Genomic DNA, 19,528 nt, shown 5'->3' on the forward strand with positions numbered 1-19,528 from the left:
GCCCGATGACGTACCAGGAGAAGATCGTCGGTCTCGGCGAGCTGTCGTTGGTGACAGTCGACCCGGACCGGGACGCCGCTCTCCTGCACGGTTGGGTGACCATGCCCCGCAACTCCTTCTGGGGCATGGGTTCGCACACCCTCGACGAGGTACGCGAGATCTACGCCTTTGTGGACAGTCTGCCAACGCACCACGCGTACCTGATCACGGTCGACGGGGAGCCGGTAGGCCTCTTCCAGAGCTATCAGCCCGAGGCGGACCCGGTCGGCGAGCGCTACCCCGTCCAGCCCGGTGACGTGGGGATGCACCTGCTGCTCAGCCCCGACCGACGCCTCGCCCGCAGCCTCACCAACGCGGCCGGTCCGGCCATCGCCCGCTTCCTGTTCCGCGACCCGGCCGCGCAGCGCATCGTGGTGGAACCGGACGTCCGCAACCACCTCGCCCTGCGCCGACTGGAGATCGAGGGCTTCACCTTCGACTCCGAGATCGACATGCCGGACAAGCGGGCCCAACTCGCGTTCCTGCCCCGCGCCCGGTTCGCGGAGAGGCACCCGACGCCGGCCTGACCACCGGCCGTCAGCCGTTGGCGTTCCAGAAGCCGACGAGGGTCGCGGTCCACCAGGCGAGCTGCGAGATCGTGGCGGCGGCGACACCGGGCAGCAGGGCGGACCACTGTGGGCGGCCCTGCACCGCCACGAGTCGATCCCGGACCCGGCCGAGGAACAGCCCGTTGATGCCGACCACCAGCACCGCGAGCAACTTGACCCAGACCAGCCCGGACGACGTGTCCGGTCCGAGGGCGGCCCCACTGGCGAGCAGACCCACCAGACCCAGCCAGATGAGCAGGTGCGCGCCACGGGCGGCGGTCAGCACGGTGCCGAGCGGTTCCCGGCGCAGCAGCCAGCGAAGGCTGAACCAGTCCACCGTCAGCACCGCGCCGAAGCCCACCACCAGGCAGGTCAGGTGGCAGAAGAGGGCGACCATCCGCGCACCCGGAGAGAGGGTGACGTGCGGCGCGACCAGGATCGCGATCAGCCACCCGAGGCTGACCGTCAGGACCGAGGCGACGATGGTGGCCCGGCCGGCGGCGCGCCGGTGGCCACCGCGCCAGCCGGCAACCGGCATCGGGGCGACCGCCTCGGGCAGGGACGCGCTGCGGGTCCGGTGCGTCGCGCGCCGCACCGGGCGGACGGCGTCCGACGCGACGGCACGGTGGGCGGGACGGGACGCCCGGGACTGTGGGTGGACGTCGACGTGCAGGTCAGACGTCCGCATCGGCCGGACCTCCGGGCCGCATGCTCAGCCGCCCGGTGCGGCGGTGGGCGCGCCGGGTCGGTTGTCCAGCGTGTTCAGCTCGGCGGCCCGCGCCTGTTGGATACGGCCGGCGAGCGCCTTCAGCTCCGGGCTTCCCCCGGCGGTCTGCTCGCCCCGGCACAGCACCACTGTCTGCGCGAGGTGCGCCCGGATCAGGCCGGCCGCCCGGGACGACACCTCCGTGTCGGATGCGGCACGTAGCTCGGCGAGGCTGGCCGGGGTGACCATGCCGGGCATCTGATGCCCCTCGTGGATGTTCAGCTCCGGCACGTTGCCCGCGGCCAGGAGCCCCCGCAGGTCGCGCAACTCCGCCTGATGAGCCTTCCGGACCTCGCCGAGGAGGGCCCGCAACGACGGATCCGCCGGGCGGGTGTCGAGCTGGTCGATCAGCGCGAGCGCGCCCTCGTTCATCGGGATGAGCAGTTGGATGAAGGCGTCGTCGGTGCCGTTGAGCACCACCGGGGCGGTCGGTGCCGCAGCGGCCGACGACGCTGCCACCGTCGACGTTGCTGGTGCCGGGTTGGTGCGGCCCCAGCCCTGGCTGAGCCCGACGGCCAGCGCCGTGGCGACCAGTGTCGCGACGACGCCGATCAGCCGCCCGGCCCGTACGCGAAAGCCTCGGCGCTCCGCCATCCGTTCGCCGGTGCTCAACGGGCGGCTTGGAACGCGCGGCCGACCACTGTCGCCTCGGCCCCGTCGCTGAACAGTCCGGACCGATCCTTGTCCGTGGCGGGTAGCCCGAACCAGGCGTAGCGCTGTAGGTAGGGGAGTTGACCGAGCATGGCGGTGGCCGCGGTGAGGAAGGCAGCCTGCTGCTGCTGACTGGGGAACTGCGAACCGCCCCCGGCGAAGCGGATCAGCGCGAACTCGGTCAGCCAGATCGGCTTCCGGTACCGCTGGTAGACGGCCTGGAGATACTGCCGGAGTTGGGCCACCGCGGTGGCGGTCGTGAAGTCGGCGCCGAACCAGTGCAGCGTGATGAAGTCCACCCGGTGGCCGCGGGCCTGGGCGCCGGTCATGAACCTGTCCAGCCAACCCTGCGGGTCCGGCCCACCCCAGGCGACCGCCGGGCTGCCCAGTTTGCTGCCCGTCGCCATCAGCTGCGGCCACAGGTCCAACGCCTGCTCGACGGTCATGTTCGCCTGCTCGGGCATGTCCGGCTCGTTGAAGGTGAGCAGGTACGGCCCGGCGGCCCTGGCCCGCGCCAGCTCTGCGGCGGTGACATTCTCCGCGCTGCGGATCATCGGCACGAACGTCGCACCGCGCGGCGTGCTGATCCCCGGGTGCTGGGTGCCCCAGGTGTAGTACCAGCCGGCCTTGGAGTTCGCCAACGCCTGACTCGCCCCGGCGAAGTTCCACACCCCGACACCCTTGCGGTCGGAGCTGACCGCCGGCGCTACCGGAGCTTTCGACGAGGGGCGTGCGCTCGGCGAGGGCGCGACGCTCGGGGTGGCGACGGCGGTGGGCGCGGCGGACGGCGGCGCCGCCCACGAGGGCGCGGAGGGGTCGTCCGGCTGGATCACCACCGCCATGGTGATGGCCAGGACGGCGGCGGCCACACCGGCGGCGAGGGACGGCACGAGGCCACGGGGTCGGTTCACCGCGAGGTCGACGACGCTCGGGCCGCCGCCCGCGTCGGTGGGCACCGCGCCGGGTGCCGTCGGTTCGGCGGCGGGTGCGGCAGTCGGGCCGGGCGGCGGGACTGCCTGAGCGGCGGCTGCCGGGGCGGCAGCGCTCGGCAGGTGGGCGCCGAGACCCGCCGGCAGCGGCAGCAACGGCATTCCGGCGAGCAGTCGATCGATCGGCAGGAGGGTGGTTCCCAGCCGTCCGCAGAACGCGCAGTCACGGACGTGTCGAGCCAGTCGCTTGCGCCACAGCGAGCTGGGCGTGCCGTCCCACTCGGCGGTCACGCCGCCCAGGTCCGGGCAGCCGGGGCGGGCGCGAAGCGCTCGTACGACGCCTCGGGCGCTCTGGATCTGCTCCTTCATCCGGTGGATCCGCACCGCGACGTGCCCGGGCGACAACCCGAGCGCGTCGGCGACCTCGTTCCGGTCGATCTCGCCGGTCTCCTCCAGCCACCACAGCGAGAGCAGTTCCTGGTCGTCCGGGTCGAGCCAGCGGGTCGCCTCGGCGACCTCGCGTCGTTGGTCGGTGAGGCCGAGCCGGAGGATGGTCATCCCCGCGAAGTCGGAGGCGGGGTCGGGCACGTTGTGGATCGCGTCCAGCCCGGCATCCCGGTTGAGCGCGACACGTCGGCGTGTCTCCCAGTCCCGCACCTGGCGGATGGTGATCGCCACCAGCCAGGACCGGTATGCCGCCGGGTCGTTGAGCGCGGGCAGGTACCGGATCACCCGTACCAACGTCTCCTGGACGACGTCGTCGACGTCGGCGTGCCCGCGCAGCGCACGGCCGACGATGTTGTAGACCAGCGGGAGCGAGGCCGCGACGACGTCGTCGAGCGCGCGCTGGTCGCCCTGCCGGGCCGCGACGACCAACCCGACATCGGGCAGTGCTCGACCGGCTGACGACATGGGTCTCACTCCTTTGGTGCTCATCCGCGCGGCGCCCACGCTGGTTGTGCTGACCGCCCTCAAGATCGGAGACTCGCGGCAGCGGGTGGGATTACAGAATTCCCGGGCGGTCGGTTCGCCACAAGCGAGGCGGGTCCGTCGGCGGCGCATATGTGTCGGCGGCGGCGGGTATGGTGCGGGGTGTCGGTGTCGCCGGGCGCTCGCCCGTGCAACAGGACACCAGCATTCGGGCGCCAGCGTGTGCGCCGAAGCGTCACCAGGTCGCACGGCCGATGTTGCCGAGGCCCCAGACGCACCCCTTTCAAAGAGACAGGATCCCTGCATGACATCGAACGACAACGGTCGACCCGCACTGTTCCTCGCCACGTCGCACGGTGACGTGCTGGACGGACCGGCGGTGACCTTCGACAGCAGCGAGGAGGCCATGCGGCGACTGCGCCACCCGTTCGCGGTGGAGTCCGCCCAGACAGCCTCGGCTGCTGTCGACGCCCCCGCCCAGCGCGGCTGAGCTGGGGCGCAACCCCTTCTCTGGACGGCCTAGACCTGCCCCGATTCATACTTTCGGCTAGTAATCAGTCGGACGTTCGGGTAGGGTCGCTTCATCACGTGAAAGACATGACGCGGTGGCCAGGCCCGTGATCGTGGTGTTGCGACAGCGCGCTCCTGCCCGCAGGTGCGCCCCCGGCCACAAGCCGGTTCGGAGATCCTTCCGGTCGATCCGATCGACGGGCGAACGCCGGAGGGACCACCCATGTCCACGATCGTCGAGAACGCCGCAGCCACAGCCACCGCCGAGAGCGCCACGAGCACCCGGGTCGGCCAGCGCAACAGGGACCAGAGCCCGGAGGACCTCCTCGCCGCACTGGCGGTGACCTCGCCGCACGATCCCCGGCGCCCGGCGCTGCGGGAGCGCACCATCGAAGCGTGGCTGCCACTCGCCCGGCACCTGGCACGCCGCTACAGCGGACGCGGCGCCCCCGACGACGACCTGGCCCAGACGGCCTCGGTGGGGCTCATCAAGGCCGTCGACAACTTCGACCACAGCCGGGGGATCGACTTCAGCGGGTACGCCATCCCCACCATCATCGGCGAGATCAAGCGGTACTTCCGGGATCGCACCTGGGCGGTTCGGGTGCCCCGCCGCCTGCAGGAGCTACGTCTGTCGATCAGCGCCGCCAACGGCGTCCTGACCCAGAGCCTCGGCCGCCTGCCCACGGTGGCTGACATCGCCACCTACCTCGACGTGTCCGAGGAGACCGTCCTGGAAGGGCTGGAGGGCGCGCGTGCCTACCGGGCCACGTCGCTGTCCACCCCGATCGGGACCGACGGCAACCGGGAACTCGGCGACACCCTCGGCGACGACGACCACGAGATCGACCTCGTCGAGATCCGCGTCGCCCTCGGCCCGGCCCTCGCGACGCTGCCGGAACGCGAGCGCCAGATCCTCAGCCTGCGCTTCCACGGCAATCTGACCCAGGCCCAGATCGCCGATCGGATCGGCGTGTCACAGATGCACGTGTCCCGGCTGATCACCCGCTCACTGGCCACGCTGCGTCACCAGCTCAGCGACGACATCGCCGCCTGAGCCGGTTCACAGTTGGACGACGTGACCCACCCGTGGCGGCGTACGACCGGCGAGGACGTCGAGCCACGCGTGCTGGAGGGCCGCCGGCCCGGCACCCACCCGAACGTCGAGCCACTGGCTCACTACGGCGGCGAAGCGTTGCCACGCCTCGGTGAACCGCTGGTCGAGCCCGTCGCGACCCCAGTCGTGGCTGCGCTTGCGCATCTGCACCGGTGCGAAGAACACCTCCTCGGCGGCGTCGGCGTTCGGCGTCTGGTTGGTGAGCCCGACCGCGATGTCCCGGACGAGCCGGTCGCCGAGACGTCGACGCAGGGTGGCGCGGGTCGAGGGCGCGCCGGACAGGTCGAGGTAGACGCTCGGGACCACGTCGAGGGAGTCGATGTCGTCGTACGACACGACCTCGTCGTAGCAGCCGAGGGACCGGGTGAACGCCAGATTGCCCGGTGAGGTGAGACCGACCAGGCGCGGCCCGCGCCGGTGCAGCTCGAACGCGGCGGCGTACGCGGTCTTGCTCGACGCCGACGACACCAGCAGCGCCTCGGCACCGTAGAAGTCGTTGTCGACGACCTGGTCGGCCAGCATGAACGAGGTGAAGAACAGCGGCCGGAACAGGATCAGCAGGTCCTCCTGGTCGTGCTGGTACGCCGGGTCGCCGGTGGTCGACCGGTACGCGTTGTACGGCGACGGCAGCTCGGCCCGGTGCGGGCTCGCCTCGCGGAACCCGGACGCGTCCACCCGGTCCGGCCGCACCACGAGGTGACCGGCGGGTGGGAGGTAGCCGTAGACCCGTTGCCCCACCTCGACACCGGCCACCGCCGAGGCGACCACCTCGGCGAAGCCCCAGAGCGGCGGCAGACCCCACTGCGGCCCGAGGCCCTGGGCCGCCGGTGGGAAGAACTGCCAGTACCGCATCGAGTCGCCGAGCACCGCGTAGGTCACGTTGTTGGCGGTGAGGCCGACGCGGTCCACGCGCAGCAGCGCCTCGCCGTCGGACAGGACAGGGGTGGAGCCATCGACGAGCGTGGTCTGCCCGAGGTCGTCACGCGCCACGGCGAAGGTCCATGAGTCAGCCATGAGGTGACGCTAGACAGCCCCGCAATCGGAGACAAGTGCACTGCGAGTGCAAAATCCCACTGCGCGAGGGGTCAGGGTCTGAGCGCGGCGAGGTCGCGGAGGTGCGCGAGCGGCAGGTGCGGTGGCCGCCACTCCAGGAAGAGGGCCGTCGCGTCGTCCTCGAGCTGGTCATCCTGGTAGCCGACGACCGCACGGACCAGGCGACGCATCGTCTCCGGGCTGGGCAATCCGTCGTTCAGGGCACGGTTGACGAAGTCGACGAGCCGGTCCACCCCGAACTGCTCCCCCTGGGCGCTACGGGCGTCGGTGATGCCGTCGGTGTAGGCGAGGATGCGGTCGCCCGGGTGCAGATTCTCCACGTGAACCTGCGGTCGGCGGGGTGACATGTGGCCCAGGCCGAGCGGCAACACGGTCGGCCCGGGTAGCTCCCGAACGGCCTTGCCGTCACGCAGCAACATCGCACCGGGATGCCCCGCGTTGATCATGCTGAGCCGGCCGGTCCGGCGGTCCAACTCGATGAGTAACCCGGTAGCGAAGAAGTTCGGGTGCTCGGAGCGCACCCACCGGTCGATGCTGATCGCCGTGTCGACCAGGTCGAGGCCACACCGACGGGCATTGCGGTACGCGCTGACCACGAGCGAGGCCAGGGTGCTCGCCTTGATGCCGTGCCCGCAGGTGTCGAAGAGCCCGACGCTGAGCACGTCGTCGTTCAACGCGTAGTCGAAGATGTCGCCGCCGACGTCGTAGCACGGTTCGAGGATGGCGGTGACCACCAGGTCGTCGGTGGCGAAGGTCAGCGGCGGAAGCAGGCCCCACACGATCTCGGCAGCGACCTGCATCGGCATCCGCCGCCGCATCCGCTCGACCACGTCACCGTAGAGCCGGCGGTTCACCAGGATCTGGGCGACGTTGACCGCCACCTCCCAGGCTGGAGCATCCATCGCCTCGTCGGCGGCGGCCGGCGAGACGACTTCCAGTACGCCCATCCGCTCACAGCCGAGAAGCAGTGGCACCCACAGCCGGTCCGGGTTGTCGGGCGCGCGCTGGATGTCGAGGGTGGTGAAGGCCCGGCCGGCGAGCGTCGTCTCGAGCGGCAGCTGGTCCCGGTCGGCACCCGCGCCGAGCAGCGGCACGAGGAGAGTCTGCGTGTAGTCGGCCAGATAGATCACGATCTCGCTGGCGCCGATCTCGGGCGCCGCTCGGGCAACCAGCTGCGACACCTCGTCCGGGCCACCTCGGGGCGCGTTGAGCTGCAACCAACGGACCACCTCGCCGATGTCGGCCACGCTCCACCTCCCCCCTGTCTCCCCGGTAACAGGAGCACGTAGTGCGAGCGTGAGGCTACCTCGCCCGCCGCGCACCCGGCGTCCACGAGTGGCGTACGCCCCAGGGCGCGTCGTGACGACCGAGCCGCCGGCGGCCCGCCGCACCAGCGCCCTGGGCGGGCCGGAGGTCAGGGCTCCAGCACCACCTTGCCGGCCCGGCTGCGGTTCTCGGCGAACACCAGTGCTGCGGAAACCTCGCTGAGCGGGTAGCGGGCGGCGATCTGCGGCACGATCACTCCCTGCCGCAGCAGGTCGAGCACGATGCCGAGGTCGGTACGCAGGCGACGGCGGAACGCGGCGCGCCGGGTGAGCTGGCCGGCCCAGAAGTTGTAGAAGCCGGCGCGGTGGCCGTTGGGCAGCGCGTTCCAGGTGTAGAGGCGGGCCAGCAGCTTCACGAAGACCCACGCGACCGACTGCCCGGTGCCGACGGCAGCGGCGTTGCCGTAGACGACCAACGTGCCGCCAGGGGCGAGCAGGGCATACGACGTGCGTACGCCCGGGCCGGCGACCGGGTCGAAGACGGCGTCGACCCCGCCCGGCGACAGTTCGCGGACCCGCGCGGCCATGTCCGGGTCGCGGTAGTCGAGCGGTTCGACGCCGAGTTCACGCAGCCCGGCGTGGTGCCGTTCGGCGGCGGTGCCGATGACCCGCAGGCCGAGGTGTCGGCCGAGTTGGACGAGCACGCTCCCGACGCCGCCGTTCGCGCCGTGCACGAGGATGGTCTGTCCGGCCGTCAGGTTGGCGTCCCGCAGCATCTGCCAGGCGGTCACCCCGTTGACGACGACGGTCTCGGCCGCGGCGGGGTCCAGACCTGCGGGCACCGGGGCCAGGGCGTCGATGTCGACAAGCGCGTGCGTGGCCCAGGCGCCGGTCTTGGTGACCGCCGCCACCCGGGTACCGACCAACGCGTCGTCGCCGCCGGGGCCGACCGCCCGCACCGTGCCGACCAGGTCGTAGCCGGGCACGAACGGAAACTTCGGCTGGCCGGGGTAGAGCGCGTGGCGCATCTGCTGCTCGGCGAACGAGATGCCGGTGGCCTCTACCTGGACGAGCGCCTGCCCCCGGGCGGGGACGGGCATCGCGCGTCGGTGCAGCAGGAGGCCGTCAGGCTCCACCACGCCGGGCAGTACCACTTCGGTGATCGTCGTGTCGGTGGTCGTCATCGGAATTCTCCTTGTTTGTAAGTGTGCACTCACACACTTGTCTGGTCAAAAGATGGGGCCGCCGAGGCGGCCCAGCATCGGGGTCGGTCAGGGGTGGCGGATACCGGCGGTCAGGGCGCGAGCCCAGGGCTCCGGGACCTCCTCCAGGCCGGCCGTCACGATCAGGTGGCACAACTGGCCGTACGCGAAGAACTGCTGCACCTGCGCGTCGCTGGCCCGGGCCCGACTCTGCACGAAGGTCGCGACCCGCCGGTAGCCGGCCCGCACCGCCTCGGCGACCTCCGGGATGTCCGTGACGGCCTGTGCCTGCACCTGGAAGAGCAGCAGGTCGCGATCGGCGATCAGCTCCGCGTAGGCATCGCCCATGGCGTCGAGGATCTCCTCCGGGCTGCCGCCCACGGCGCGCTCCGCGCCCGCCTCGATCGCGTCGGCGATCCGGTCGAAACACGCCCCGGCCGCCGCCACGAACAAGCCGAGCTTCCCGGAGAAGAGCCGGAAGACGTACGCCTCGGAGATGCCGGCGGCGGCGGCCACGGCGGTGACCGGGGTGGCGTGGAAGCCGGCGCGCGCGAACACCGACACCGCGGTGTTCAGGACGGTGACCCGGCGGGCCTCGGCGGTGGATCGCATGTTTGTAAGTGTGCACTCACAAACAAGCGTCGTCAAGTCCGTTGCTACGAGCACATCCCCACGCAGGCGGCCCGCAGCGGCCATGACCGGCTCACTCCAGCGGATAGAGACGGGCCGGGTCGCCGGGGCGGAGGCTGTCCGGCACGTCGTCCGCACTGCTGGCGGCGATCGAGCCGAGCAGCGCCAACGAGCGGGCGGACTCCGTACCGGGCTCGGCGTGGTAGATCACCAGCAGCTGCCCGTCGGCGCCCGCCACGGCGAGCTTGTCGCAGTACAGGTCGAGGTCGCCCACCTCGGGGTGGTGCAGTCGGCTGACGACGCCCTCCCGCCGACGCACCTCGTGGCGCGCCCACAGTTGCCGGAAGCAGTCGCTCTTGAGGGACAACTCCCCCACCAGCGCCGTCAACCGTGGGTCGTCGGTGGCCCCGCCGGAGTCGGCACGCATCTGCCCCACCACGCTCTGCATCGCCTGCCGCCAGTCGCGGAACAGCTCCCGCTCGGCCTCGTCCAGGAACACGGCGCGGAGTCGGTTGGCACCCGGGGCCAGATTCGACGACAGCGCCCTCGCCATCGGGTTCGAGGCCAGGATGTCGAGGTAGCGATTCTGCACGAAGGCCGGCATGGAGAGCTGCCTGAGCAGGTGCAGGATGCTGGCCGGCACCCGCTCGGCAGCCGGTCGGGCCGCCCGTCGCGACCGCGCCCGGCTCAACCCGATCATGTACGCGGTCGCCTCCGGATCCAGCCGCAACACCCCGGCGAGGGCGTCGAGGACCTGCACCGAGGGGTGCCGCTCGCGCCCCTGCTCCAGTCGGAGGTAGTAGTCGGCGCTGATGCCGGCCAGCATCGCCACCTCCTCGCGCCGCAGCCCCGGCACCCGGCGCAGGCCCATCCCCGGGCCGAGCCCGACGTCCTCGGGGCGGGTCTGCTCCCGGCGGGCGCGCAGGAAGTCGCCGAGCGGGTTCGTTGCGTCCATGCCACCGACGGTAGATCGCCGGGCGGCCCGGTGACTGGCTGTGTCACTACCAGGAACAGCTCGCCCTGCCACCCCAGCCACTCCCGGCGGACAGTCGTCGAAGGGCCGGATCCGTTCGGCCACGGAGGTCATCACGACTACTGACAAGAGGATGAGATGAGCGAGAACCTTCCCGGCGGCGCCCTCACCCCCGCCGACGGCCTCACCCTGAGCCGGATGGGCTACGGGGCGATGCAGTTGGCCGGCCCGGGTGTCTTCGGCCCGCCCCGCGACCGCGAGCAGGCGCTCGCCGTGCTCCGCGAGGCCGTCGAGCTGGGTGTCCGACACATCGACACCAGTGACTTCTACGGGCCCTTCGTGGTCAACGAGCTGATCCGCGAGGCGCTTCACCCGTACCCCCAGGGTCTGCACCTGGTCACCAAGGTCGGCGCGCGCCGCGGCGCCGACCGCTCCTGGATCCCGGCCCTGGAGCCGGACGACCTCAAGGCCCAGGTACGGGAGAACCTCCAGCATCTCGGCCTGGACGTCCTCGACGTGGTCAACCTGCGGGTGGGCGTGGCGGAGGGCACCGGCGACGCGCCGCTCGGTGCGCAGTTCGCCGCCCTGGCGGAGCTGCGGCAGGAGGGCCTGATCCGGCACCTCGGGCTCAGCAACGTGACGCTCGACCAGCTCGACGAGGCCCAGGCCATCGCGCCGGTGGTCACCGTGCAGAACCTCTACAACCTCGCCAACCGCCGGGATGACGCAGTGGTCGACAGGTGCGCGGCGGAGAACATCGCGTTCGCGGCGTTCTTCCCGCTCGGCGGGTTCACGCCGTTGCAGTCCGACACGCTCGACGGCGTGGCCGCCCGACTGGGAGCCTCACCTCAGCAGGTCGCCCTCGCCTGGCTGCTTCAGCGGTCTCCCACCACCGTCCTGATTCCCGGCACTTCCAGCCTGGCGCACCTGCGGGAGAACATGGCGGCGGTCGACCTGAAACTGCCGACCGACGCCATCGAGGAACTGGACGCGCTCGCCTCCTAGCGTTCGTGCGGCTCAGTGCTGCTAGTGCTGCTGGTGCTGCTGGTGCGGCCGGTTGCGGATCAGGGTGAGCGCCAGCACCGCGGTGACGAGGAAGACGATGCCGGTGACCCGCAGCCCGGCCTGGACACCGGAGGTCAGCGCCTCCGCGATCGCCGCCCGGACCGGGTCGGGCAGGGGTTGGCTGCCGTTGGCGCCGGAGGCCACCGCCGCCCGCACGGCGGTACTGGTGGGTTCGTCGATCTGGTGCGCGGCGAGCCGGCCCGGCAGGTCGGCCACCATCGTGGTGGTGAGGAGCGTGCCGAGCAGGGACGAGCCGAGCACCGAGCCGACCTGGCGGGCGGCGTTCACCGCGCCGGAGGCCATACCGGCCTGGGCGGGCGCGACGCTGGCCAACGCAGCCGCCGTCGCCGGGGCCACCACCAGACCGGTGGCCGCGCCGAACAACGCGAACAGCGCCCAGCGGTCACCGAACGACGTGGTTGGCCCCTGGTTGGCCAGCGCGAAGCTGGCCACCGCAGCGAGGACCAGGCCGAGGGTCAACGGCGCCTTGAATCCGGTACGGCGGATCGCCCGCCCGGCACCGAAGGCGACCAGCACGTACGCGCCGAAGAGCACCAGCATGCGCCAGCCGGTGTCCAGCGGGCTGAGTGCCTGGGCACGTTCGTGGAAGAGGACCAGCAGGATCGCCACGCCGGTGAAGCCGAACAGCGACACCGCGCCGACGACCATGACGGCGCTGAACGACGCGGACCGGAACAGCCGCACGTCGAGCATCGGCGCACTGGTCCGCAGCTCGACCAGCACGAACGCGACAAGTGCGACGACCGCGACGACCCAGGCCGTCGACACCACCGGGTCGGTGTAGCCGACCTTGCCGCCCTGGATCAGCGCGTAGACGGCGGCCGCGATGGCGACGGTACCCAGCAGCAGGCCGGGCACGTCGAGTCGGGCGGGGCTCGGCCGGGACTCGACCACCCCGACGATGGCGACGACGAGGGTCACCAGACCCAGCGCGATCGTCGACAGGTAGACGCTGTGCCACTGGTAGTGCCGCAGCAGGAAGCCGGCGATGAGTGGGCCGATCGCGAGGCCGATGCCGGACGCCGCCGACCAGGCGGTGATGACCTCGGTCCGTCGGTGCGGATCGGTGAAGGTCGCACCGAGGATCGCCAGGCTGTTCGGCAGGATCAGCGCCCCACCGAGGCCGGCGACCAACTGCCCGACGATCACCCACCCGACGGTCGGAGCCTCAGCCACGACGGCTGCGCCGACGATCATCGCGACGACCCCGGCGCCGAACATGCGCTTACGCCCGTAGCGGCTGCCCAGGGTGGCCGCGGACAGCACGGCGCTCGCCACCATCAGGGTGTAGGCGCTGGGGATCCAGACCAGAGTGGTGGGGTCGACCCGCAGGTCCCGCTGGATCGTGGTCAACGCGGAGACCGTCGCGGTGATCTGCAGGAACGTGATCATCGCGCCCAGGCACATGGCGATCAGGGTCACCGGGCGGGAGCCGCGCAAGGACGAGCGGGTAGGGGCGGCCGACCCGTGTGCCGCCGGACCCGGTGGGATCTTCCCGGGCGGGCTCGCTCCGGGTCGGCTCGTTCCGGGTGGGGTCGCTCCGGGTGGGGTCGGGGCCGTGGCGCTGGTGGTCACTGAAGATCCTTCAGGCTGGGGTCTGACTTGCGTATGCTGAAGTCAGCGCGACCCAGTTAAGCACCTGGCTAGCCTTCATGCAAGTCAGGTAGGCTGGTGGGCATGGAGGACCTACGAGACGATCGCGATTCCTGGACGAGCGAGAACTGCTCGGTAGCCCGGGCGATGGACATCGTGGGCAGCAGGTCAACGGTCCTGATCATGCGCGAGGCCCTGCTCGGCACGCGCCGCTTCGACGACTTCGTCCGCCGGGTCGGCGTCGGCGAGCCCGCCATGGCCGCCCGCCTCAAGGAAATGGTCGCCGCCGAACTGCTCGAACGAATCCCCTACCGGGAGCCCGGGCAGCGCACCCGTCACGAGTACCAACTCACCCGCAAGGGCCGGGACCTCCTGCCCGTCATCACCGCACTGCGGAACTGGGGCGACACCTGGGCCGCCACCGACACCGGCCCGTCCGTCGTCGCCACCCACCACGACTGCGGCGAACCGATCCGCGCGGTGCTCCGCTGCGCCGCCGGCCACGAGGTCGCCGACGGCGACATCGACATCATCGCCGGCCCAGGCCTCGTCCGGCGCGACTGACCACAGCGCGGCCGAACCAGCGCTACCCGGTCCCGGCGCAGGCCTTTCGCTGGCTGCGCCCACCAGCGCCCCTCGCGGCACCTCGGCCCGGCCGACAGTCGCGAGCTGAGACGGCGCGGCACGGGCGCGGCACGGGCGCAGCACGGGCGCAGCACGGGCGCAGCACGGGCGCAGCACGGGCGCGGCACGGGCGCGGCACGGGCGCGGCACGGGCGCAGCACGGGCGCAGCACGGGCGCAGCACGGGCGCAGCACGGGCGCAGCACGGGCGCAGCACGGGCGCAGCACGGGCGCAGCACGGGCGCGGCACGGGCGCAGCACGGGCGCAGCTTCCTCAACTGAACGAGCCTGGTCCGCCTCGGTCGCGGAGCAGCCATGATCGGCATCGAGCCCCGACATCGCATCGATCATGGCCGACCAAATATGTCGTACACCTGTTCTAGTCTCGTGTCATGGTCGAGGAGTTGGCGCAGGCAGACGACGCGATCGCCACGTGCGTCGACGCCCCCGCCTGGTCACTCCCGGAACACGATCTGATCGCCGCACTCGACGCCGCGCACCGCTTGGAGCAGCGCCTGGCCGCCGTCAAGCTGACCCTGATCCGCGAGATCGACGGCCGCGGCACCGCCCGCACCCAAGGAGCATCCACCACCGCAGTCTGGCTCCGCGAACGACTCCGGCTCACTGTTCCCGCCGCCCGCCGGCTCGTCGACCTCGCCACCGCCCTCGACACCGGCAGCCCCGGCATCCGACAAGCGCTCGCCGACGGACACATCACCCTCGACCAGGCCCGGGTCATCACCGACACCGCCACCACCGTGCACGCCACCGCCGGCACGCAGGCCGCCGACAAAGCCGTCAGCCTGCTCACCGACTGGGCCACACAGTTCGACCCCACCCTGCTGCGCAAACTCGGCACCCGCATCCTCGACCACGTCGCCCCCGACCTCGCCGACGCCGCCGCCCAAGCCGCACTCGACGCCGAAACCGCCCGCGCCGCCCGCGACCGGCACCTCACCCTGTCCGAGCAGACCGACGGTCGACTTCGGCTCAGCGGCACCCTCGACGCCGAAACCGCCGGCCTGTTCCGCGCCGCCATCGATCCGCTGACCGCCCCGTCTGGGCCGGATGACTCGCGGTCCCCCGGGCAACGACGCCACGACGCCCTCACCGAGGTCTGCCGACTCGCCCTACGGACCGGCGAGCTACCCGTCAGCGGCGCCGACTCCGCCCAGATCGTCGTCACCACCACCTACGACGCGCTGACCCGGCAGCTGAGCAGCGGCACCCTCGACACCGGCCTGCCCCTCACCCCGCAAACAGTGCGCCGGCTCGCCTGCGACGCCACCATCCTGCCCACCGTCCTCGGCGGCACCGGCCAGATCCTCGACGTCGGACGACAACGCCGCCTCATCACCGGCCCACTACGCCGCGCCCTCGTACTCCGCGACCGCGGCTGCGCCTTCCCCGGCTGCGACCGACCACCCCGCTGGTGCGACGCCCACCACATCCACCACTGGGCCGACGGCGGCCCCACCAACCTGACCAACGCCGTCCTCCTCTGCGGCCACCACCACCGACACCTGCACCACAGCGACTGGACCATCCAACTCAGCGGCGACGGTCACCCCGAATTCGTCCCACCCGCCTGGCTCGACCCCGAACAACTCCCCCGCCGCAACCACTACCACCGACGCACATAGGAGGAGCCCGCCAGCCAACGCCGACCGGCCGGTGAGCACGCGGCCGACCTGCTTGGTCAGCGCGACCCCTCAAGCCGGGCCACCAATCCGCCTGCGGTCTCGGGCAAGGCGCTACTCCGGTGGCCAGGTCCTGGATCGGCGGCCCGCTCCGCTTGCTCGACGGGACGCGGGCGCGGCTCCGCCTGGACAAGACATAGGCGAAGCCCCGCCTGCTCGACGGGACGCGGACGTCGCTCCGCCTGCTCGACAACGCGGACGAAGGCGGCCCGGGCAACCGAACCACCGACCCTGTCGTTTGCTTCGCCTGTTCATCGGTGGGCCGAGGCTCGCGACGAAGTCGTACAGGAAGCAGCTGCCCCAAAGACCGACCGCGGCTAGGCCGACCGGGACCAGGCCGGCGGCGCTGACGGCGAGGTGGGCGTCGAGGATCGCGTCGAGCGCCACCTCGACCTACGGGACCGGCAGGTCCTGGAACCGGGTGAGTCGGCTGCGGTCCGCGCGTACGTTGTGGCGTGGTTCCGGATGCTGCCGTCGTACCAGGGTGGACGAGCGTCAGACAAGCCACGTCGCGCACCGTCCGAACAGGACCATTGAGGCGGCTGGCAGGCGGCGTCGCGCCCGACCAAATGGCACAGATCCCTCAGGTCGGCGCTTCCAAATGACGCGCAAAGTACCCGTTGTGTTACGAGCTTGTTTCCAAGATGACAGGCAGGTTACGGGTGCTTCTCGATGATCGGTACCGATCCTAGGTTTCGGCCACCGTCATCAGTCGTGGCGGCCGGCACCGAACGTGGAGGCAACGACGTGCCACAACCGAACGCACATCGGACCGGACGGGCCAGGTACGGGGTCAGCATGCTGGCCGCCGTTGCGCTGACCGCGGCCGGCCTGACCGGCCTGCCCGCCAGCGCCAGCGCCACCGCCGCGCCGGCCGGCAGTGGGCCGACCGCCCGCTACCTCGTCCAGCTCGCCGAGGAGCCGCTGGCCACCTACACCGGCGGGGTTCCCGGGATCGCGGCCACCAAGCCGGCCGACGGGGCCAAGCTGAACCGCGCGTCCGGGAACGCCAACGCGTACCGGAATCACCTGCGCCAGCAGCGTAAGTCGGTGCTGGACCACGTCGGGGTGCCAGCCGACCGCACCCGCGTCACCATGGAGACCGCGTTCAACGGCTTCGCCGCCGACCTCACCGGGCCGCAGGCCGCCCGGCTACGCGCCACAACCGGTGTCCGAGCGGTGTACAAGAGCCAGAAGGTGCACGCCGCCACCTCACACACCCCCGATTACCTGGGCCTGACCGGCAAGGGCGGGGTGTGGAAGAAGGAGTTCGGTGGAGACTCCCGGGCTGGTGAGGGCGTCATCATCGGGGTCATCGACAGCGGCTACTGGCCGGAGAGCGCGAGCTTCGCGCCGCTGCCCAGCCCGCGCCCCGACCAGGCCGTCATCGACGCCAAGTGGAAGGGCACCTGCGACGTCGGCGTCGAAGCGCCGGTCACCTGCAACAACAAGGTGATCGGGGCACGCTGGTACAACGACAGCGGCATCGCTGATGCCTTCCCGGACGACTACTCCTCGCCGCGCGACCGCAACGGCCACGGCACCCACACCGCCAGCACCGCGGCCGGTATCCACGGCGTGCGGGCCACGTCGGGCACCCAGGACCTGGGCATGATCTCCGGCATGGCGCCGGCTGCGCGGTTGGCGATCTACAAGGCTCTGTACGACAACGGTGCGGGCGGCGCGACCGGCACCGACATCGACATCGTGCACGCCATCGACGACGCGGTCGCGGACGGCGTCGACGTGATCAACTACTCGATCGGTGACGACACCGAGCAGTTCGGGGCGGTCGACGCGACGTTCTTCAACGCGGCCGCCGCCGGGGTGTTCGTCGCCGCCGCCGCCGGCAACTCCGGCCCGTTCGCCAACACTGTCGACAACTCGACGCCGTGGCTGACCACGGTGGCCGCTAGCACGACCGACCGGCAGAACACCCGGAAGCTGACCCTCGGCAACGGCACCACGATCGCCGGCGTGGGCATGGGCGAGACCGGCGTCGGGCCGGCCCGACTGGTCTTCGCGAAGGACAGCGCGATCGATCCGGACGGCGCCTACGGTGCCGGTCTCTGCGCCGACGACACGTTGGATCCGGCCAAGGTCAAGGGCGCGATCGTGCTCTGCCTGCGCGGCGAGATCCCGCGTACCGACAAGAGCATCGAGGTGGCGCGGGCCGGCGGCGTCGGCATGGTGTTGTACAACGAAGAGCTGAACTCCCTCAACGCCGACGTGCAGACCGTGCCGACAGTGCACATCAACGAGGTCGACCTGGCCACCGTCACGGCGTACGTCGCCAAGGGCAACGCCACGGCGACCATCTCGCCGAGCAGGCTGGAGACGGTGGAGGCCCCATCGGTCGCCGCGTTCTCCTCGGCGGGCCCGTCGAACCTGAACGCCGGTGAGCTGCTCAAGCCGGACATCAGCGCGCCCGGTCAGGACATCGTCGCCGCGTTCTCCCCGTCCATCGGCGGCAACGACTTCGCCCTGGAGTCGGGCACCTCGATGGCGGCGCCGCACATCGCCGGTATCGCCGCCCTGCTGCTGGCCAAGCACCCCGACTGGTCGCCGGCCGCGGTCCGCTCGGCGCTGATGACCAGCGCCGTGGACAAGACCGACAAGGGCAATCCGATCAAGATCGGCACGTACGACGCGACTCCGCTGAACTACGGCGCCGGTCAGGTGGAGCCGGGCAGCGCCTTCGACCCGGGCCTGGTCTACGACTCCAACCAGCAGGACTGGATCCAGTACCTGTGCGGGGTGTCCGCCGACCGTGGCAGCGACTACGGGCTCAGCGACCTGGACGGCTGCGACACCATCGGCGCGATCGACACGGCACAGCTCAACTACCCGTCGATCTCACTGGGTCGGATGGTGGGCAAGCAGACCGTGACCCGCACCGTCACCAACGTCAGCGACAAGACCAGCACCTACACCTCCTCCGTGCAGGCCCCGCCGGGGTACAAGGTCACTGTCACCCCGAAGAAGCTGCAGATCCCTCCGGGCCACAGCGCCCGCTTCACGGTGGAGGTCACCAACACAGGTGGTGCGTTCGACACCTGGGCCGACGGTTCGCTGACCTGGGGCGACCAGTTCAAGCACGAGGTACGCAGCCCGCTCGTCGTACACAATTCCGGTTTGGTCGCCCCCGACGCCATCACCGGCAAGGGCACCTTCGGCAGCGTCCGGATCGCCGCCGAGGTCGGCTTCAAGGGTCAGCTGGTCTCCCAGCTCTCCGGCCTGACCTCGGGCACCAGCAACGTGGTCACCCTGAAGGGCGACGGGCCGAGCTGGGACTGGAGCACGTCGAACAACCTGCCGGTGCCGCTGCCCGCATCGATCAGCAGGACCACCCTGCACGTCCCGGCCGGCACCCGCAGTCCGGAGATCCACGTGACGTCGGCGCGGCCCACCTGCTCCCACATCGACTGGGACGACGAGGAGGGCGTGATGGAGTGCACCGAGTTCAGCCTCAACGTCTACGACAAGTCCGGGAAGTTCGTCACCGCCACGGTCAGCACCCGGATCGGCGCCAAGGTCACCCTGCCGGACGGGGCCGGTGACTACATCGTGGTCGTCGAGCAGGAGTTCACCGAGAACATCAAGGACGGCGCCAACGCGTACACAGTCACCAGCTACCTGCCGGGCGCGCCGGGCACCTCCACCGGCCGGTTCACCATCGACCCGAAGCAGCGCAGCGTGCAGCCGGGCGCGACGGCGAACCTGACAGTGCGCTGGTTCGGACTCGCTCCGGGTCAGCGCTACGTCGGCGTGGTGGAGTTCCGCAACGGGGACGGGTCGCTGAAGACAGTCCCCGTCACCATCCAGTCCTGACTGCACCCCCCACCCGGCGGATCGGCGTGTGACTCAGGTCACCGCCGGTCCGCCGGCCCACCGTCGCGCCGGGCAGAGGTGA

General features: G+C 71.1%; 16 protein-coding genes. 7 read left to right on the forward strand and 9 right to left on the reverse strand.

The annotated features are described in order from the left end of the window. Nucleotides 1-5: 5 nt before the first annotated feature. Nucleotides 6-566: a GNAT family N-acetyltransferase gene (locus ACFYPG_RS08510; protein ID WP_387351148.1), complete on the forward strand. Its 561-nt coding sequence runs from the start codon at nt 6-8 to the stop codon at nt 564-566. A 10-nt stretch (nt 567-576) separates the two neighbouring features. On the opposite strand, the gene ACFYPG_RS08515 is transcribed toward ACFYPG_RS08510, so the two are convergent. Genes ACFYPG_RS08515 through ACFYPG_RS08525 form a run of 3 tightly spaced genes read right to left on the reverse strand, consistent with a single transcriptional unit; the run spans nt 577 to nt 3,845 of the window. Continuing rightward, nucleotides 577-1,275, reverse strand: a complete 699-nt coding sequence (locus tag ACFYPG_RS08515) for a hypothetical protein (RefSeq protein ID WP_355005054.1) — start codon at nt 1,273-1,275, stop codon at nt 577-579. A 24-nt stretch (nt 1,276-1,299) separates the two neighbouring features. Then, nucleotides 1,300-1,947, reverse strand: a complete 648-nt coding sequence (locus ACFYPG_RS08520) for a DUF305 domain-containing protein (protein ID WP_387351150.1) — start codon at nt 1,945-1,947, stop codon at nt 1,300-1,302. A gap of 14 nt (nt 1,948-1,961) precedes the next feature. Beyond that, nucleotides 1,962-3,845, reverse strand: coding sequence for a sigma-70 family RNA polymerase sigma factor (locus ACFYPG_RS08525; protein WP_387351152.1), 1,884 nt, complete (start codon nt 3,843-3,845; stop codon nt 1,962-1,964). A 322-nt stretch (nt 3,846-4,167) separates the two neighbouring features. Here ACFYPG_RS08525 and ACFYPG_RS08530 point away from each other — a divergent pair, with 322 nt between their 5' ends. After that, nucleotides 4,168-4,353 carry a hypothetical protein gene (locus ACFYPG_RS08530; protein WP_355005051.1) on the forward strand — a complete coding sequence of 62 codons (186 nt, stop codon included), beginning with the start codon at nt 4,168-4,170 and terminating at the stop codon, nt 4,351-4,353. Between the two features lie 243 nt (nt 4,354-4,596). Next, the gene (locus ACFYPG_RS08535) at nt 4,597-5,430 is read left to right on the forward strand and encodes a SigB/SigF/SigG family RNA polymerase sigma factor (protein WP_387351154.1); all 834 of its coding nucleotides are present in this window, start codon (nt 4,597-4,599) and stop codon (nt 5,428-5,430) included. Nucleotides 5,431-5,436: 6 nt separating this feature from the next. Here the strand turns inward: ACFYPG_RS08535 and ACFYPG_RS08540 are convergent, their stop codons facing one another. The 5 genes from ACFYPG_RS08540 to ACFYPG_RS08560 form a co-directional block, all read right to left on the reverse strand. Then, a complete protein-coding gene (locus ACFYPG_RS08540) occupies nt 5,437-6,504 on the reverse strand; it encodes a DUF2855 family protein (protein ID WP_387351156.1) in 1,068 nt (355 codons plus the stop codon). 71 nt (nt 6,505-6,575) lie between these two features. Continuing rightward, nucleotides 6,576-7,790: a PP2C family protein-serine/threonine phosphatase gene (locus ACFYPG_RS08545; protein ID WP_387351158.1), complete on the reverse strand. Its 1,215-nt coding sequence runs from the start codon at nt 7,788-7,790 to the stop codon at nt 6,576-6,578. 167 nt (nt 7,791-7,957) lie between these two features. After that, nucleotides 7,958-8,992, reverse strand: coding sequence for a medium chain dehydrogenase/reductase family protein (locus ACFYPG_RS08550; protein ID WP_387351160.1), 1,035 nt, complete (start codon nt 8,990-8,992; stop codon nt 7,958-7,960). A gap of 87 nt (nt 8,993-9,079) precedes the next feature. Further along, nucleotides 9,080-9,622 carry a TetR/AcrR family transcriptional regulator gene (locus ACFYPG_RS08555; protein WP_355005047.1) on the reverse strand — a complete coding sequence of 181 codons (543 nt, stop codon included), beginning with the start codon at nt 9,620-9,622 and terminating at the stop codon, nt 9,080-9,082. Nucleotides 9,623-9,713: 91 nt separating this feature from the next. Next, complete coding sequence (locus ACFYPG_RS08560) at nt 9,714-10,595, reverse strand: helix-turn-helix transcriptional regulator (protein WP_355005046.1); 882 nt, start codon at nt 10,593-10,595, stop codon at nt 9,714-9,716. A gap of 156 nt (nt 10,596-10,751) precedes the next feature. Here ACFYPG_RS08560 and ACFYPG_RS08565 point away from each other — a divergent pair, with 156 nt between their 5' ends. Then, complete coding sequence (locus tag ACFYPG_RS08565) at nt 10,752-11,618, forward strand: oxidoreductase (protein WP_387351162.1); 867 nt, start codon at nt 10,752-10,754, stop codon at nt 11,616-11,618. A gap of 21 nt (nt 11,619-11,639) precedes the next feature. Here the strand turns inward: ACFYPG_RS08565 and ACFYPG_RS08570 are convergent, their stop codons facing one another. Beyond that, a complete protein-coding gene (locus ACFYPG_RS08570) occupies nt 11,640-13,139 on the reverse strand; it encodes an MFS transporter (RefSeq protein WP_387351164.1) in 1,500 nt (499 codons plus the stop codon). Nucleotides 13,140-13,376: 237 nt separating this feature from the next. Between ACFYPG_RS08570 and ACFYPG_RS08575 the strand changes: the two genes are divergently transcribed. The 3 genes from ACFYPG_RS08575 to ACFYPG_RS08585 all read left to right on the forward strand — a co-directional run bounded on the left by ACFYPG_RS08575 (nt 13,377) and on the right by ACFYPG_RS08585 (nt 19,446). Then, complete coding sequence (locus ACFYPG_RS08575) at nt 13,377-13,856, forward strand: helix-turn-helix domain-containing protein (RefSeq protein WP_355005043.1); 480 nt, start codon at nt 13,377-13,379, stop codon at nt 13,854-13,856. Between the two features lie 451 nt (nt 13,857-14,307). Further along, nucleotides 14,308-15,558 (forward strand): DUF222 domain-containing protein, encoded by a 1,251-nt coding sequence (locus tag ACFYPG_RS08580; protein WP_387351167.1) that lies wholly within the window; start codon nt 14,308-14,310, stop codon nt 15,556-15,558. 855 nt (nt 15,559-16,413) lie between these two features. Then, nucleotides 16,414-19,446, forward strand: a complete 3,033-nt coding sequence (locus ACFYPG_RS08585; RefSeq protein WP_387351169.1) for a S8 family serine peptidase — start codon at nt 16,414-16,416, stop codon at nt 19,444-19,446. The last annotated feature ends 82 nt before the right edge of the window (nt 19,447-19,528 follow it).

This window comes from Micromonospora sp. NPDC005553 (assembly GCF_042871765.1).
Lineage (GTDB): Bacteria > Actinomycetota > Actinomycetes > Mycobacteriales > Micromonosporaceae > Micromonospora.